Source organism: Candidatus Enterovibrio escicola (genome assembly GCF_002464935.1).
Taxonomy (GTDB): domain Bacteria; phylum Pseudomonadota; class Gammaproteobacteria; order Enterobacterales; family Vibrionaceae; genus Enterovibrio; species Enterovibrio escicola.
Genome location: NZ_NBYY01000013.1, coordinates 88,218 through 105,505, shown reverse-complemented (window position 1 = coordinate 105,505; position 17,288 = coordinate 88,218). Strand labels below are relative to the sequence as shown.

The following is a 17,288-nucleotide window of genomic DNA, read 5'->3' as shown; positions in this document are numbered from 1 at the left end:
ATATCAATCTTAATTTAATTTTGTATTTGCTTAACCGCATCGTCAGCAAGACTTTCTAATTCATTCAGCAATTGATCAAAATCACTTAGCCTCAAACATGGATTGAGCAATGTGAACTTCAATGCCACCTTACCATCCACTGTCGTTTCTCCCACGACAGCACGACCTTTCACCAAAGCGTCTAAACGAATTTGCCGATTCAGATAATCCAGATCGTATCCATTTTCTACACCAACATACCTAAATAATACAGTTGATAAACAAGGTGCGACCAGAAGTTCAAATTGCAAACGGTTATTAACCATATCAGCAACCAATTGTGTTAGGTTTAGCAAATAATCAATCATTGAACCTAAGGTTTTCGAACCAATATTTTGTAGTGTCATCCAAAGCTTCAGTGCATCAAAACGGCGTGTTGTTGCAATCGATTTATCGACTAAATTAGGCAAAATATCATCTTCACGATTGAGGTAATCCGAGTGATGGCGGATGTAACTAAAGTGTATTTTATCTTTGAGGATCACAGCACCACAACTGATCGGTTGGAAAAACATCTTATGAAAATCGACCGTAACTGAATCTGCACGTTTAATACCCTCTAATCGGGCTTGGTGACGGCTCAACATTAACGCACCACCATACGCAGCATCTACATGCATCCATAAGTCATGTTTTTCAGCAAAGTTTGCAACATCATCCAGATTATCAATCGCACCATGGTCAGTCGTACCTACCGTTCCTATGATCATAAATGGAATCAGTCCATCAGCTTCTAAAGCTTTTAACATCACTTCTGCTGATTCAACATCCATACTCCCGTCACTATAAGTGTTCACACACACCACCGCATTCTCACCTAATCCCAGCAACGCCGCTGATTTTTTCATGGAAAAGTGGGTGTTATTTGAGCAAATAACACGAAGCTTACTAGCATAATTTGGTAAACCTTCTTTCTGTACATTACAATCAGAGCGCACTTTCACAACGTGGTCACGAGCTATCAACAATCCCATTAAATTACTTTGTGTTCCTCCACTAGTGAAAACACCATCCGCAGTATCACTGAAACCAAAGCTGCGACATAACCAGTCGGTTACCTCCTGTTCAACAAAGGTTCCTGCACTAGCTTGATCCCAAGAATCCATCGATTGATTAAGTGCTGTAATAAAGGATTCAGCGGCGACGGCAGGTAGCAAAGGTGGTGTATGAAGGTGCGCTATACAATGAGGATGCTGAACAATGATCGAGTTTTCCCCAATCAGTTTTTGGGTTTCTTCAATAACATTACTAAGTGGTTGTGGTGATTTACCAAGGTTTGCATGGCGTATCTGAGCCGCAAGTACCGTTGGATCGATACCGCTATACGGTGTATCTGTATGCTCAAATATTTTTTTCAACGCTTGTGTGCTTTGGTTCATAGCGATCTCAAAGCTATCGGCACCGCTATTTCCAGTATGGATGAAATGATCACGCCAGTTTTGCTGAAGCGTATCCGGAGACTGAGAAAATTGTTTCGGTTTTACCAGAGAGTCAATCGCATTTTGCAATGCCTTAAGTGCAAAGTCGATTTGTTCAAAACTAATAGTCAGCGGTGGAAGAAAACGCAACACAGAACCTTCTCTCCCACCTTTTTCAATAATCAGTCCACGCTCCAGTGCTGCACGCTGAATAGAGAGAGTCAGTTCAGGTGCCGACAAGGGTTCGAAAAACTTATTTTTACTTCCTTCTGGATCACAAATCTCGACGCCAAGCATCAAGCCTTTGCCACGAACTTCCGCTATACAGCGTGTCTTAGTGGCAATTTTCTCCAGTCCGTGTCGAAAGTATTCACCTGTAATCTTTACTTGTTGAGCAAGATTATCTCGCCGTATAATTTCCATTGTTTTTGCACCGGATACCATCGCTAATTGATTACCGCGGAACGTCCCAGTATGTTCACCTGGTCTCCACGTATCAATTCTTTTATTAAATACGAGAAGTGACATTGGAAGACCGCCGCCAATTGCTTTCGAAAGACATAAAATATCAGGCGTCACACCAGATTCTTCGAACGCGAAATGAGCACCAGTTTTACCAATACCGCACTGGATCTCATCAAAAATCAATAAGATGCCATATTCTTCAGTGATACGGCGTAGTTCCTTAAGCCAAAATACAGGCGCTGGAATCACACCTCCTTCACCTTGTATGGGTTCAACTATAATTGCTGCTGGTGTCTGAATGCCACATTCGTCATCAGCCAACATACGTTCAATATACCGTAATCCCTGTCGCGCACCTTGCTCACCATGTAGACCAAACGGACATCGTAAATCGTAAGGGAAAGGTAGAAAATGAACATCGGCCATTAAACCTTGACGTCTGGATTTGGTACCAAGGTTACCCATCATCGCCATCGTACCATTGGTCATACCATGATAGGCACCATGAAATGCAGCGATGGTGTTACGGGACGTGGTTTGTTTTGCCAGCTTAATTGCCGCTTCCACAGCATCAGCTCCTGAAGGGCCACAGAACTGCACCTTGGCATTTTCCGAAAAAGTATGTGGTAAAAATGCCATCAACTCACGGATAAAGTGATCTTTAGCTGGGGTGGTGATATCTAACGTTTGGTAGGGAATACCAGAATTCAGCTGCTCTATCAGAGCCTGATTGATTTCCGGGTGGTTATATCCCAAAGCAATCGTTCCGGCTCCTGCTAGGCAATCTAAGTAGACCTGCCCTCGAGTATCTTCCACCAAGACACCGGACGCTTTCGCAATTGCGAGCGGTAAACGCCTAGGGTAAGAACGAACCTCAGATTCATAATACTCTTGGCTAAGTAGCAATTCATCTGGTGTCAGATCGTAAAGGCCTCGCATGACGGGTATTGGGCTTTTTAAGTTAATACCCTGAATATCAACGGTTAGATTGATCATTATTTTTGTTCATCCTTTGTCTTTCCACGAAACCAAACAACCACATAGGCCACTTGCAACAAGTGGCAGTCGCCTTAAGCCACCTAGTTTGATATGGATTAAATTCTTGGAATTCTTGAGTACACGCCAAATTATTGTGAATATTTACAGCGCATACGGGCTTTATATGTATGAATTAGAGCGACGGGAATACTCACGTCAAGTTCACATGCTTTAAGCCATGTGCAACCAACGGATATGCAGGAATCACTCAGAAGAACGTAATATTCAAGGCTCAGTGATGATACAAGAGTTGTGTAGAATAAATGCGAAGTGAGTATATGATTTAGTCACTGTTGGGTTCCTCAATATGCCCCTAACCTTCTTCAGGTCGGACAGCTCTATCAATGCCCTTCTGCTGGAGTAACGATTCTCCAGTACCTACGGAACGACGACATGCTTCAGAGCACGACTACGGTGTATGTCTTCGAAAAACCTGATATTCGAGATTGTGCGAAAGGTAACACGGCATGTTTTTAGAACACAAGTGTTTTCTTAACCTAAAATAATAGGTCAGGTATCTAATAAGTTATCAGGCACATCAGTCTGGAGGGTAACATGGCAGTGTTTGTTCACAACATTACAGATACCATGCTTTTTGACAGTGCTTATCAACATGAAAGAAAAATGATTTCTGCACGAAAGGCTACTTATTGAATACAGGATCAAATAATAAATGATACACATCATCAATAAAATAATTTATTATTCAAGATGGTGACAAATCTTCCAGATTTGACAACCGATGAAATCATGATACTTCTGGTTTTAACCCATCCAATTTTGATTGGATGGGTTTATAGTGCAATTAGACTAAAATACACTTTACGCATTCTCTTTCTATTTGGAGATGTGCATGGCCTATAAATAGTTAAATGACAATAACCCATTTTATATTAAGCAATGATTGGCTAAGGGTAATTCATTTAGCCAGATTTCCCTAACACTTGGCTGTGTTCACTCAACTATCAGTCGCGAAATAAAGCGCCATCTTCCAAACAATTTTACGACGTATATTGATATAATTTCTCATCAAAACAGGCTAAATAAACCCGCTTCAATGCTACGAACTGGCTGGCTTTTTGCCATATTTAAGAGAAAAAATAAGTTCATTAATGAGTATTTTAACACATATACGTCACCTGATGCGATTAGCGGCGAACTGGATCTGAAGCACGATGGGATGCTCAGTTAAAACTGTATTTACCAGTATATATTACATGACATAGGTAATGACGGAGCACTAAACTAGTATCTTTTCCATAATGCCAAACCCTACAAAATAAAAATGAGCAACGGCGATAAAGTAAAGATAAAGAACCGTGTTGGCATTGGAGAAACGGCCTGATATTATAGACGAGAAGAGCAAGTCTAATCATTTCTAAATTGACACCGTTGTCTGGACTTAGCACAAATCCTTTCTTCTTACCGTAGTGGATAAAGCCAATAAACTCTGCTGCATCAAAAAGATGCCTAATAAGCAGGCGGGTATAGTGGTGGAGGCGTTTATTGATATTGTAAATTCTACCTTCCATAACTTTAAAACCCTCACGTCAGACAATAGTACAGAGTTCTCCGGTCATAGAGGTTACTGAAATCACAGACGCTGATTTCTATTTTGCCAAACCTTATTGGTCAAGTAATTTAGGGCTAACCTCAGATCTATATAAGCGCTTGCTTACCAAATCTAGTCATCTTGATGCTCGGCTTCTTTGGTTTAAATGAATACACGATAAGCCCCGCGCCAGCAAGTTGCCCATAAAGCTGATACAACTACGGTGCCGAGAATGCTCGATTTAGGATATGTTTTTTAGTTGATCAAAAACGGTTTTGATAATAAATCATTTTCGGAGTATCTGGCGGTTCCTAAGTTTCATCACTTTGGGTTTCATATTTTTTTCATACCCGTTATCAGTGTCACTCACTTAACTTCAAGTTCCCGCTCCAATGGACCAGAAATATAACCTTTATCTCCGTATAAACACCCACAAAACTCGTCAACTATTTCCGATACAGGCTTTCTATCATCCACGTTAATTGTCGTAACTTTGACCGAGATAATGCCACCTTGGTCATTGATAATCAGGTATAATTTAGGGCTAAATGAGCAGAGCAATGGTCTGATAAAGCGATTTCTCATCTACTTAACAAAGAAACACCACCTCATGTACATCATGAGGGATAGGGTTACACAACGTGGGGCGTTGTTTCCCAAGTATCTGAACTAATAGCAATTCCTACGATCAGATTATCATGGAGTCAACCACACAATGGATAACATCCAAATTTCTTAGATTGAAGGTCGCCGGCTGATCAGCAAACCAATAACACTAATTCGAGTAATACAAACACGAACAAAATGGCGGAAAATCCCTTCCAGAACCAGAGTGGGTTCTTTTCCATAAGTGAAATAGTGTCTCTCGGTTGTGTGAGTTCTTGATTTTGATTCATTAAATCGTTCTCAAATTCAGATAACACCTGATAACGAACTGTAGAAATAGGATGACAGGCTTTTTTCAGCGACGCATCAAACCAATCAGGAATATCAGTCCGAAACACGGTAACTGGAGTGTAGTTCTTTGGGTTATCCGTTATCGAGTTAGATGCGTTTACTGGCTTATATGGTAAATGATTGCTCAATAATTCATAGATCGTAACACCCAATGAGAACACATCTGAAACCAAAGTCGCCTGATTACTTCTGAGATATTCAGGCGCAGCGTAGTTAAGATCCCCTACAGGATAATTTTCTTTAACATGACCAAAAATCTCCTTTAAACCCTCTGACTGAACAGTTCCATAATCAATCAGCGTGACATTCATATCCCCATCAACCATGAAGTTATCAGGTTTAATATCTCTATGTACTACTGCCATCCTTTGTAACACTCTCATCGCTTTAATAGCACCTTTTCCAAGCACTCTGACTTCTGACAATGAAGGTGTAGGGTGATCAAGCATCCATTGACGAAATGTCACACCATCAACATAATCACAAATGTGGTAAAGGAACGGAGAACGCACTGAATGTGGATATATTCTCATAACACCTCGTTGGCGAACCTGTTCACCAACACAACCCTCACGAATAAATCCTGAGAGATAAACTACATCGTCAGAGAAATTCTGAGAGGGCATTTTAAGCACGTAACGTTTGCCGTCTAATTCACTTTGTGCTAAATATATATGACTCCTACTCCCACTATGTATCACACGGATAATGTGGTAGTGATCGATTCGTTGACCATTAGTAAACACGGGAGGAGTGACTTGCTCCGACCTATCCCTAAAACACTCCTCAAAAGAGGCGGGTGGCAACGCATCGACGGAGAGAAATAAGCAGGTTGCATTGTCGTTACTGCCTGCATCCAACGCACTATCAACCAAATATTTCGCAGTGACTTCTAAATTACTGCTTTCTGAATCACATATCGAAGTTGAAAGAGCATGATAGATCGATACCGTCATTTGTTTTTCAGTGAGCGTATCGTGTATGCCATCTGTGGAAAGTAGGAAGAGATCACCTTGCTGAATGGGAATCGATTGATAATCGATTTCTAAGTGACTATCTATACCCAAAGCACGGGTTAGATGGTGTTGTGATTTGCTGGTATAGCGGCGATGATCTTGTGTCAATTTGGTCAATTGCTGATCACGATAAAGGTATACGCGACAATCTCCTGCATGGAAAATATAAGATGTATTGGATTTTAATACCACACCAGTAAAAGCAGCAACCATGGTATTAGAAGATGCATTCCCTTGCTGCACGTGATGGAATAACCAGTTATTCAAAGATTTTAGTATCTTACCTACAGACATCTTCACTGACCATAGGGTGGGCGTATCCATATAATTGTCAATAAATTCCGTTACGCTTGTTTCGCTAGCTTTTTGGCTGCTATCACTTGAACTAATACCGTCTGCAATCGTGGCAATAACGCCTTTATATTTGAGTTCGGCAATATTAGTTGGAATTTTTACCGCAAACGCATCCTGATTCAGTGGTTTTCGACCCGTCACAGAGCAGCCCCCAGTACGAACCACAAGCTGGGGAGGATATTCATTATTCGTCTCAGTTTTTAGCTCTAACTTCATAGTTGGTATAGGTCTTTGTACCATGCCTAATATAGGAATTATTTATGCTTTAGCTACATCAATCATGGTGATGGTCCCATCATCATTCACTTCTGCTATTTGCCCTGATGGTTCTTTCATAAAGACTAGCGTGAGAAATCCAAGCATAGCCGTAGCAGCAATAATGAAGAAGAAGGTACTGTAATCCACCACCGATAAAATAGTAAGATACACGACCGCGCCCACATTACCGTATGCACCCGTCATCCCAGCTATTTGCCCAGTCATACGGCGTTTTATCAAGGGTACAGCAGCAAACACAGCCCCTTCTCCTGATTGAACGAAGAAAGAACACCCCATCGCTGCAATAACCGCTAACCATATTGGCCAACTTCCGTTTACGTATCCCATCAAGAAATAGCCAACTGCGAGACCCGCAGTGAGGATCAGCAAGGTAGCTTTTCTCCCGAATTTATCAGACAAACAGCCTCCACTAGGACGAGACATTAAGTTCATGAAAGCATACGTCGAAGACACTATACCAGCAACAACAGGCGTAAGTCCGAACGTGTCTGCGAAAAACAGTGGCAACATAGACACCACAGCCAACTCCGATCCAAACGTGGCGAAATACAACACGTTTAATACCGCCACCTGTTTAAACTTATATCGGTGGATCTCTGGTACTTCCTCAACAAATATGTGCTTATTGACCTTCCACAAATGGAAGGTATCAAATATATAAATTAGTCCCAATACCAGATATATCGTCATAACGGTAAACGAAGAAAACAGTCCCACACTGGATAGTGATAGTTTCCATGCCAGTAATCCTAAGGATACGTATATTGGTACTTTCATTATTAATAGCAGATAAAAATCACCTGTGGATGTGACCTCCATCGTCCCTGCATTTTTTGGCTTGTAATAGGTTGCACCCTTTGGGGTATCTGTCACACTACGATAAAACACAATAGAAAATAGTAAACTCATCACACCAGTGATCGCCATGGCATAGCGCCACCCGTCTTCACGACCAAACATGACCGCAACGGTCGGAAGGGCGAATGCCGCGACAGCAGAACCAAAATTACCCCAGCCACCATAAATGCCTTCCGCAATACCCAACTCATTGTGGGGGAACCATTCAGAGACAAGTCGGATACCGATAACAAAACCAGCACCAATCATCCCTAACGCAAAACGAGCAATGGCAGCCTGAACGAAGTTAGCTGAAAAAGCAAAAACAAAACATGGAATGGTGCAGATAGCCAATAAGAGTGAATAAACAAGGCGAGGACCATATTTATCTGTCAACATACCCACAACAACTCTTGCAGGAATTGTAAATGCGACGTTCAGAATCAACAGGGTTTTAATTTCTGCCGTTGTTAATCCTAATGATTCTTTAACATGTTGAAGCAATGGCGCAAAATTAAACCAGATCAGAAATGTAATAAAAAAGGCAAACCAACTTAAATGAAGTATTTTCATTTTCCCTGAAAATGAAAATAACTTAAATTCTTTATGTCCCGCCATGTAACGTCCTATTCAATGAGTAATCCCCTGCGCGACGGCAGAATATGCGTTTAAGCGCCTATAAGGAATGTAGTCCTGAATCCTTTTACACGTTAGACAATCCGAGTTGAATGCTTCCTTCGTAACATCTCACATGATAAGTCCCAACTGTAATGGACACATCCTCAATGCATACCCCACTTTCCAAGCAAAAGTGTTGCTTGTAGAGCGGCGAAGCAATCACTGTTTTATCCCCCACAGATCCCAAAATTCCGCGCGACAAAACATGTGCCTTACCAATGGGATCATAATTATCGATAGCGAAAAGTCTGTCTGAATGTCCGCAGAGAAAAATTGCTACCTGCTTTTCATTAAACAAAGCACAGATACCAGTGTTTTTAACCAAATCACTCTTACTGCAAATAGTTTGCCATTGGATCATGCATTTTCCTTATCCTTCAATTGTAACAACATTAATTTTCATTTTTGGTCAATGCCTTTGTCTCGGTTGATATTTTCTAACTTGATGGACACAGGTTTTGGTACTTTCTGACCTCTCACAGTGACATATTTTAAACTGTTATCGCTTTCCATACTATTGATAAAGTGTCTGAAACGTTTAAGTCTTTCTGGTGATTCAATAGTGGTTTTCCATTCACACTGATAGTTAATCAAACTTTCACTAAGCTCTTTTTCAAGTTCGTCAGCTATACCCAACTTATCTTCTATAACAACTTGTTTTAGGTAATCAAGACCTCCTTCTAGGCTTTCAAGCCATACGGAAGTCCGTTGTAAATGATCAGCTGTGCGAATGTAGAACATCAGTACGCGGTCTATATATTTGATCAGTGTTTCTCTATCTAAGTCGGATGCAAATAAATCACCATGACGAGGACGCATACCACCATTGCCACACACATAAAGGTTCCAACCGTTTTCCGTCGCGATCATACCGATATCTTTGGATTGGGCTTCTGCACACTCTCTGGTGCAACCAGATACAGCAAATTTAATTTTATGCGGTGATCTAAGCCCTTTGTAACGTTCTTCTACCTCAATAGCAAACCCTACACTATCATCAACACCATAACGACACCATGTTGAACCTACACAGGATTTAACAGTACGCAAGGATTTTCCGTACGCATGTCCAGTTTCAAAACCCGCATCAACTAGGACTTTCCAAATCTCAGGGAGTTGGTGTAACTGTGCACCAAAGAGATCAATACGTTGACCACCTGTAATTTTAGTATAAAGGTTGTATTGTTTAGCCACTTGACCCAAAGCAATTAGCTTGTCAGGCATAATTTCACCCCCTGCAACCCTTGGTACCACAGAGTAAGTCCCGTCCTTTTGCATATTACCTAGGAAAATGTCATTTGTATCTTGTAACCCTATATGCTCGTTTTCTAGCACATAGTCATTCCAGAAGGATGCGAGGATAGAGCCTACCGTGGGTTTACAAATGTCACAGCCTAGTCCTAAACCGTAGTTCTCAAGCAGGTAACTGAAAGTTTTAATTTTCTTAACACGAATAATATCCACCAGTTCTCGGCGCGTATATTGAAAGTGTTCGCAGAGATTGTTATTAACCTTATGCCCCAAGGAAATCAACTCACCGTCCACTATTTTTTTTATTAGAGAACTACAGCCCCCACAACCTGTGGTTGCTTTTGTTTCACATTTAATCTTAGCCATAGACGTGCAGCCTTGAGCAACTAAATTTCTAATCGTGCCTTTGGATACATCATAACAAGAACATATTTGTGCATCATCGTGTAGATTTACAACTCCAAAAAGTCCAGTATCTACTGTACTGTTTGATAGCAACAGAACTGATGGGAATTCAGGCAAAGGCAACTCATTGAGCATGGTAAGCAACAAAGTCTGATAGCTTTCTACATCACCTACCAGTACCGCACCCAATAGCTTGTCTCCGGCCTCAGATACAACAATGCGTTTGTACACCTGTTCAATACCATCAGAGAAGGTATAGGACTGTGCACCTGGTGTGATACTTTGTGAATCACCTATGCTCGCAACATCCACACCCAACAATTTCAGCTTAGTGCTCATGTCAGCACCTTTGAACACTGTATCTTCCCCGCACAGTTGTGCCACAACTACCTTGGCCATTTGGTAGCCTGGCGCCACAAGACCATAGACGCGCCCCCGCCACAATGCACATTCACCAATCGCATAAATAGCATTGTCGCTAGTTTTGCATGCGTCATTAATGACTATGCCACCGTGTTCACCTACCTCAATATCATGCGCTTTAGCCAATGCATCTTGTGGGCGAATACCCGCAGAAAAAACCACCATATCAGTTTCTAGCTCAGTACCATCTTCGAATTTAAGCTTGTAGCGGCAATTGTCACCTACAACAATTGCTTTAGTAGTTTTTCCTGTATAAATCTTAACACCCAACGCTGTGACTTTTTGCTTAAGCAATTCACTGCCACCGTCGTCAAGTTGAACGGCCATCAAACGTGCTGAAAACTCAACAACATGGGTGTCTAAACCCATATGTTGCAGTGCATTGGCCGCTTCTAACCCAAGCAGTCCACCTCCGATAACTACTCCTACGTTACTCTGTTCACCCGAGGACCTAATACCTTCAAGATCTTCGATGGTACGATAAACGTGGCAATGCGTTTGATCGTTACCCTCAATTGACGGGACAAAAGGATAAGAACCCGTTGCCAATACTAAGAAGTCATAAAATACCTCCGTCCCTTTGTTAGTCACAATACACTTATTATTTCGTTTTATTTCAATAACTTTTTCGTTTAAGTAATACTTAACACCCTGTCTAGTATAATCATTTCCACTTGTCAGCATTAAATCTTCGGCAGTCTTTCCACTAAAAAAACTGCTTAACTTAACTCGGTTATATGCAAGGCGTGGTTCCTCTGAAAAAGTGATAATTTCAAACTCTCTATTTCTTTTTTTATCACAAATATCTTCAATGAATCTATGTCCCACCATACCATTTCCAATAATAACAATCCGTTTCTTATCCATAAGGATTCCTTATACAAAGAATTTTTTGATGTGTGTAGAGGTAGAGGCATGTTCAATAAACCAGTCCAATTCAACCGACAGAAATACAACATGACCGCTGACAATACGCGAAAGTGATGTAACCATATGCCCTTCAATTATTGCGTACATTTTCCCTAGCTTGCTTATGCCAAACACTTTTATCCGGAGGACTAACCTTGTCAATAACAGTAATTGATATTGGAAGTGGTATATCTGCCGATTGGGGTTGGTTACAAATCAAAACTAATTTAGACAAACCACTGTAAAATACAAATCTCCAATTAAATCCACTGATGCACATCAATTCACCAACAATTCTTTTTTTGTACTAGGTACCAAAGAATGACCTATAAAATACTTCTATTAGTCAGTTGGATGATTACATAACTGGTACAGCTAGACTCATTGGTAATTCCAAACACTTCATCTCCCAAAGATAAAAGCATCACCACCTTTCCATCTACAAACTATTTTATCGACTAGTGCTGAATTGATGCGTAATTGGTTAATATCTTCCCGATGAACTTTATGCTGACCTTTTGCTTTAATCCACAATAGATAGTAGTTTTTTATGGAGGTACGAACGCATACTATATATATCCCTAACAAGGGGATCCTAAATAATTACGTCGTTAGTTTTAATACAACAAAGCGCTTTTACCATGAGAAAATTTAGATCGTACAGCCCTATTCCAACAGGGAAGATGGTTCCTAGCTGTTTATTTCGTTTGATAAAAGGAAGATCAGGCTTTCCTGAAAAAAGAATCGAAGATAAATCTGTGTTGTGTAAAAGAATACTACGCATATTTCCTACAACCGATATTTTATTGGGATGCATGTTCCTATACCCCATTAATTCAAGGTTACTTTGGTATATATGAATCTAAGAAAGCAAATATAGTGCCAATATGAAAAAAATTGATTGTATAAATAACAAGCTGTTTTTGTAAAAAATTTGGCGTACCCAATCAAAATAAATTTTCGCTAATATAACTACGGCGTTAATAACCTGCACTTTAACTGTGCAATTCATCCTTTATCTTGCACCCGTTCGATCAAACGCCGAGTTTTAATGCTCCCTATATCTCAATATTAGGGCAAGATCACGAACGGTTTAAAATCAATAAATGATCAGTTTTATAATCAGAACTGGCGTTATTGATTAAATCAGGTCTATCAAGACCTGCTTCCAATCTTTTTTACAGTCTTCATTTTTCTTCTGGTGAACAGGCATACCAAGTCTTATAACTTTGTTCATCACTGTCAAATTTGCCAGCGCTTCACCAACTTGAGTATTTTAATTACGAAGAGTGAGTTTAGAGCTAAGCCACTATTTATGGCGAAATATTGCTGTCTCTGCTAATGAGAGTTTGTAAGAACCCCTGTCCTTTTCTTACTCCAGCAATTTATCTTCTTCTAATGCATGTACAGATTCATTTCTAGCATGTACTTCTTACCAATGATCCACGTTTCTTCGTGGTAGAATACTAGCCGTTATTCTTTTATTTTTCAGTACATGGTGACATGCTTTTGTGTCATAGGCTCTATCAGCATTGACTTATTGTATCTTTCGTTGTAATAAGTTAATCAATGTAGGTAGAACCTCATTGTCACCCACAGAAATTAGGCTAACTTCTGCAGTGATAATCTCATGCGTATACACATCAACCGCAAGATGAAGTTTGCACCAGATACACCTCTTTTCCTTCCCGTGTTTACATGGTTTTTTATTCACCTTCGATGTATACCTTTAAGCCTGTGACATCAATAACGATGTGTGCGACAGCTCCTCAACTCGGCAAACGGTACTTAACTTTTACGATCTTCGAACGCTTACTAATACAAGTGTATGTAAGTGATTCCAGCGGGAAATGCATCAACGTAAAAAACGAATTAAGAAAGCCTTTTAATTCACGAGGTGGGAACTGAAAAATACCTTTCACCATCAGTGCTGTTTTAATCTTGGTATCCGAAAATATAAACCCACGGCCATGATGACCTTGATGCTTTAGAAAATGCAATGCCTTAATAGCAGCGACCTCTATCCAAAAAGTCACTGAAACACGGTTTACTAATGCTTGATTATATTGTTTCCAGTTGCTGATCTTTTGCTTGGCCTTTTCCATCATCACCTCCCGCTTAACTTCATTATGATCTGATCGTAGGAATTGCGATTAGTTCAGATATTTTGGAAAAAACGCCCTAAATAAGGATACTTACATAGAGATCGATCTATATCACTTTTAGCAACAACAATCGTATTGACTTAGTCAATACGGGTCTATATAATATTGTATATACAATATAGTGCCTTTGTCCTCCTTGTAACCTGAAGTAGATAGACAATCTGCTACTATCTACGATAAAATAAGTCTTTGGTGAATAATCGCCACATCTTTTTCATAAAGATCATGGTTTGGAATCGTCGCCACAGTATTGTGTTGATGTGTTCCAACAATAAGCCCTCAATAAAGATCCATTATAGTTAACCTTCCAAGATAACTCTTTGACAAATCCTTCTAAAAGATATTTTTTATTCTGGTTTATCATAAACACGACCAGTACGCTTCATTAGTTGGAGTAACAGTTCCCATCGATTATCAGTTATAATAGTTCTAGCAATGATATTGTAAGTTAGATTATTTCTGTCGAAGTGATTACAACACTTCACCATGCTGTTTAAAAGAATTTATCAAAGATTAACAGAACCTAATCACCCTGAGAAAATCAACCTTTTTACACGAAGAATAATCTATTGATTACATGGCTGTAAATCAACCATCTTCAAGTTGATTGGGTATATTCATTTAAATGAAAAATGCACTAAGGACATCAACTTAGAATTTCACTTTATTAAAATTTAAATTTGGCGCACTAGTTGCTGTCTATTGTTCATAACTAGTGAAAGATATGGGAATTTAGCACTATGCCTAATACTAAACGTAACACATCAAAAGATAATAAAGGATGGATAAAGACAACCTGTCCGTACTGTGGTGTTGGTTGTGGTATCGAAGCTAAAGTTCTTACCTCAGGTAAATTAGACATCAGAGGTGACAAGGAACACCCTGCAAATTATGGGCGGTTGTGCTCCAAAGGATTGGCTTTGGCAGAGACTATCCTAAGAAAAGGACGACTTTTAACCCCTTCAATCCAAGATGAGGAGTGTTCATGGGATGATGCACTTACTAATGTAGCAACATCACTTAATGATGTCATCAATAAGCATGGTCCAGATGCCGTCGCTTTTTACGTATCTGGTCAATTGTTAACCGAAGATTACTATGTTGTCAATAAGCTAATGAAAGGGTTCATAGGTAGCGCAAATATCGACACAAACTCGAGACTTTGCATGGCATCAGCTGTAGCCGGACACAAGCGTGCCTTTGGTGAAGATTGTGTTCCTGGTAACTATCAAGATTTGGAATTAGCTAATTTAGTAGTCTTAGTAGGATCAAACCTCGCATGGTGCCACCCCGTTCTGTATCAACGCCTTAAAATAGCAAAAATACAAGGCGGTACCAAAGTGGTGGTTATCGACCCGCGACGAACCAGCACCTGTGAAATTGCTGATCTGCACCTTCCACTTTTCCCAGGTACTGACATTGCAATATTTACCGGATTACTGGCATACCTTTCTCAGCACAACCACGTTAATCATTCCTATGTTGAGCAACACACATCAAACTTTGATACTGCATTAAAATATTCCCAACGATTCTCTACCATCTCATCCGTATCATCGGTAACTGGGCTAAGATCATCCGATATAGAAATGTTTTATCAATGGTTTTGCGAAAATCCAAAAACAGTCACACTGTTTTCTCAAGGAGTGAATCAATCCACAAGTGGTACAGATAAGGTGAACAGTATAATTAACTGCCATCTAGCCACAGGCCGCATTGGTCGTGTAGGGAGTTCACCGTTCTCTATTACAGGACAGCCAAATGCGATGGGCGGCCGAGAAGTTGGTGGACTAGCTAACACACTCGCAGCACATTTAGAATTTGGCAATGAGGATCACATAGCCCTACTTAAGGACGTATGGCAGACAAATAAGCTTGCTACCAAACCTGGTTTGAAAGCAATTGACATGTTTGATGCCATCGATAGTGGAAAAATAAAAGCGCTTTGGATCATGGCGACTAACCCTGCCGTAAGCCTTCCTGACAGCAAAAAGATCAACACCCTCCTTGCAAACTGTCCATTTCTTATTGTCTCCGATTGCGTTTCCTGTACTGATACAATGCAGCACGCGCATGTTCGTCTCCCTGCACAAGGTTGGAGTGAGAAATCAGGTACCGTCACGAATTCGGAAAGAACCATCTCTAGGCAACGACGCATAATGCCTACACCTGGGGAGGGAAAACCAGATTGGTGGATTGTTTGCGAAGTCGCGAAACGAATGGGATTTAAAGAGGCTTTTGACTACCAATCTGAAGCGGACATTTTTAGTGAATACGCAAAATTGACAGCAGCTGGCAATACTAAAGATAAGTGTACAGAAAGGAAGCTAAACTTAGCTGCAATCCAAACAATGACGACAAAAGATTATCAGGCGTTTTCCCCTAAACAATGGCCATTAATAAACAATGAAATCTCATCAGAGAGACTGTTTAGCGATGGGCATTTCTCAACACCAGATGGGAAAGCAAGATTTGTCGCAATTGATCACAGATTTTCTACCCCTTGTACTACATCACCATTCACATTGTTATTAAACTCAGGCCGAAATAGAGATCAATGGCATACCATGACACAAACGGGACTTTCTGCATCTCTCAGTGCACATGCAGCCGAGCCCGTAGTAGATATTAACCCTTTTGACGCGACGACCAGAGGAATAAAAAACAATAAGTTGGTTATGATTACAAGCAATACTGGTAAACAAATATTCAAGGCACATCTCAGCAATGATGTAATGGTGGGACAGTGTTTTGCTCCGATCCATTGGAGTAAAACAAACTGCTCCAGCGGAAAAGTTAATTCTCTCATTCCTACAAAGACAGACCTCATATCTGGTCAGCCTGCGTTTAAAACTACACCAGTGGCTATAGAACCACTTATGATATCTTCTGTTGCCACCCTAATAACACCAAAAGGCTTAAATGACAAACAGCTAAAAACTATCTGCGCAGACTATTGGGTAAAACAAACCATTAAAGGTGGATATTTTTATCGTTTTCTATTTAAAGAAAGCTCTAAAAATGTCTATTCACATCTAATTCTTATGCTAGAACACTCTGGTTCATCGTTAATTCAAGGACATGGCAGCACAGGGTGGCGCGGCATAATATACTGTCAAACAACACCATGTCTGGCGTTCTCAATTAGCTCCATAGAAAGGGAAAGGATACAACCAGACATCGTTCAGCTACTCACTTCAGGTTTTAGAGAACAAGATATTCATACGTTCCTATCAGGATGCTTGGTCGCAATATCTCCCATCATTTGTACATGTAAACAGGTCAAGTTAGAGACCATCGAACAAGCCATAATTAAAGACAATTTAATAAACGTTGAGGACGTGGTTGTGGCCACATCAGCAGGGACGGGTTGTGGAAGCTGCATCGCAGAACTAGTACAAATCATCAGTCATGTTTGTGAGAGAGATATAGAGCAGGAAGATGCAAATTAGCACCCTACAGCTCTTACTCGCTATGATAGCAGTCAGGGTATATTTCAAGG

10 protein-coding genes and 2 pseudogenes are annotated in these 17,288 nt (G+C 40.3%); 3 read left to right on the top strand and 9 right to left on the bottom strand.

Annotated features, from left to right (window positions below; all coding sequences use genetic code 11):
* Window positions 1-14: 14 nt before the first annotated feature.
* Window positions 15-2,918, bottom strand: coding sequence for a pyridoxal phosphate-dependent class III aminotransferase (locus BTN49_RS05830; protein ID WP_097356396.1), 2,904 nt, complete (start codon window positions 2,916-2,918; stop codon window positions 15-17).
* 946 nt (window positions 2,919-3,864) lie between these two features.
* Between BTN49_RS05830 and BTN49_RS12930 the strand changes: the two genes are divergently transcribed.
* Together BTN49_RS12930 and BTN49_RS19040 are read left to right on the top strand one after the other, a co-directional pair.
* Complete coding sequence (locus BTN49_RS12930; protein WP_146679170.1) at window positions 3,865-4,152, top strand: helix-turn-helix domain-containing protein; 288 nt, start codon at window positions 3,865-3,867, stop codon at window positions 4,150-4,152.
* A 274-nt stretch (window positions 4,153-4,426) separates the two neighbouring features.
* Complete coding sequence (locus BTN49_RS19040; RefSeq protein WP_263363866.1) at window positions 4,427-4,552, top strand: hypothetical protein; 126 nt, start codon at window positions 4,427-4,429, stop codon at window positions 4,550-4,552.
* A 67-nt stretch (window positions 4,553-4,619) separates the two neighbouring features.
* Here the strand turns inward: BTN49_RS19040 and BTN49_RS22100 are convergent.
* The 8 genes and pseudogenes from BTN49_RS22100 to BTN49_RS05795 form a co-directional block, all read right to left on the bottom strand.
* Window positions 4,620-5,052, bottom strand: a pseudogene (locus tag BTN49_RS22100) (transposase); the annotation flags it as partial.
* 218 nt (window positions 5,053-5,270) lie between these two features.
* Window positions 5,271-7,079 carry a bifunctional protein-serine/threonine kinase/phosphatase gene (locus BTN49_RS05820; protein WP_097356394.1) on the bottom strand — a complete coding sequence of 603 codons (1,809 nt, stop codon included), beginning with the start codon at window positions 7,077-7,079 and terminating at the stop codon, window positions 5,271-5,273.
* Window positions 7,080-7,097: 18 nt separating this feature from the next.
* Window positions 7,098-8,573: a NarK family nitrate/nitrite MFS transporter gene (locus BTN49_RS05815; RefSeq protein WP_097356393.1), complete on the bottom strand. Its 1,476-nt coding sequence runs from the start codon at window positions 8,571-8,573 to the stop codon at window positions 7,098-7,100.
* 85 nt (window positions 8,574-8,658) lie between these two features.
* Window positions 8,659-8,994, bottom strand: coding sequence for a nitrite reductase small subunit NirD (nirD, locus tag BTN49_RS05810; protein ID WP_097356392.1), 336 nt, complete (start codon window positions 8,992-8,994; stop codon window positions 8,659-8,661).
* Window positions 8,995-9,032: 38 nt separating this feature from the next.
* A complete protein-coding gene (gene nirB / locus BTN49_RS05805; protein ID WP_097356391.1) occupies window positions 9,033-11,579 on the bottom strand; it encodes a nitrite reductase large subunit NirB in 2,547 nt (848 codons plus the stop codon).
* Window positions 11,580-11,588: 9 nt separating this feature from the next.
* Entirely contained in the window at window positions 11,589-11,783 is a 195-nt protein-coding gene (locus tag BTN49_RS12925) for a hypothetical protein (protein ID WP_146679168.1), read from the bottom strand.
* 433 nt (window positions 11,784-12,216) lie between these two features.
* On the bottom strand, window positions 12,217-12,438 hold the full coding sequence (locus BTN49_RS05800; RefSeq protein ID WP_146679166.1) for a hypothetical protein: 222 nt from the start codon (window positions 12,436-12,438) through the stop codon (window positions 12,217-12,219).
* Window positions 12,439-12,762: 324 nt separating this feature from the next.
* Window positions 12,763-13,726 (bottom strand): annotated as a pseudogene (locus tag BTN49_RS05795) (IS5 family transposase).
* An 800-nt stretch (window positions 13,727-14,526) separates the two neighbouring features.
* Between BTN49_RS05795 and BTN49_RS05785 the strand changes: the two are divergent.
* The gene (locus tag BTN49_RS05785) at window positions 14,527-17,238 is read left to right on the top strand and encodes a nitrate reductase (protein ID WP_097356389.1); all 2,712 of its coding nucleotides are present in this window, start codon (window positions 14,527-14,529) and stop codon (window positions 17,236-17,238) included.
* Window positions 17,239-17,288 lie beyond the last annotated feature (50 nt).

Coding starts and splice junctions, on each gene's coding strand:
- BTN49_RS05830 (WP_097356396.1), bottom strand. CDS start 2,918: ATGATCAATCTAACCGTTGATATTCAGGGTATTAACTTAAAAAGCCCA.
- BTN49_RS19040 (WP_263363866.1), top strand. CDS start 4,427: ATGCCTAATAAGCAGGCGGGTATAGTGGTGGAGGCGTTTATTGATATT.
- BTN49_RS05820 (WP_097356394.1), bottom strand. CDS start 7,079: ATGGTACAAAGACCTATACCAACTATGAAGTTAGAGCTAAAAACTGAG.
- BTN49_RS05815 (WP_097356393.1), bottom strand. CDS start 8,573: ATGGCGGGACATAAAGAATTTAAGTTATTTTCATTTTCAGGGAAAATG.
- nirD (WP_097356392.1), bottom strand. CDS start 8,994: ATGATCCAATGGCAAACTATTTGCAGTAAGAGTGATTTGGTTAAAAAC.
- nirB (WP_097356391.1), bottom strand. CDS start 11,579: ATGGATAAGAAACGGATTGTTATTATTGGAAATGGTATGGTGGGACAT.
- BTN49_RS05800 (WP_146679166.1), bottom strand. CDS start 12,438: ATGCATCCCAATAAAATATCGGTTGTAGGAAATATGCGTAGTATTCTT.
- BTN49_RS05785 (WP_097356389.1), top strand. CDS start 14,527: ATGCCTAATACTAAACGTAACACATCAAAAGATAATAAAGGATGGATA.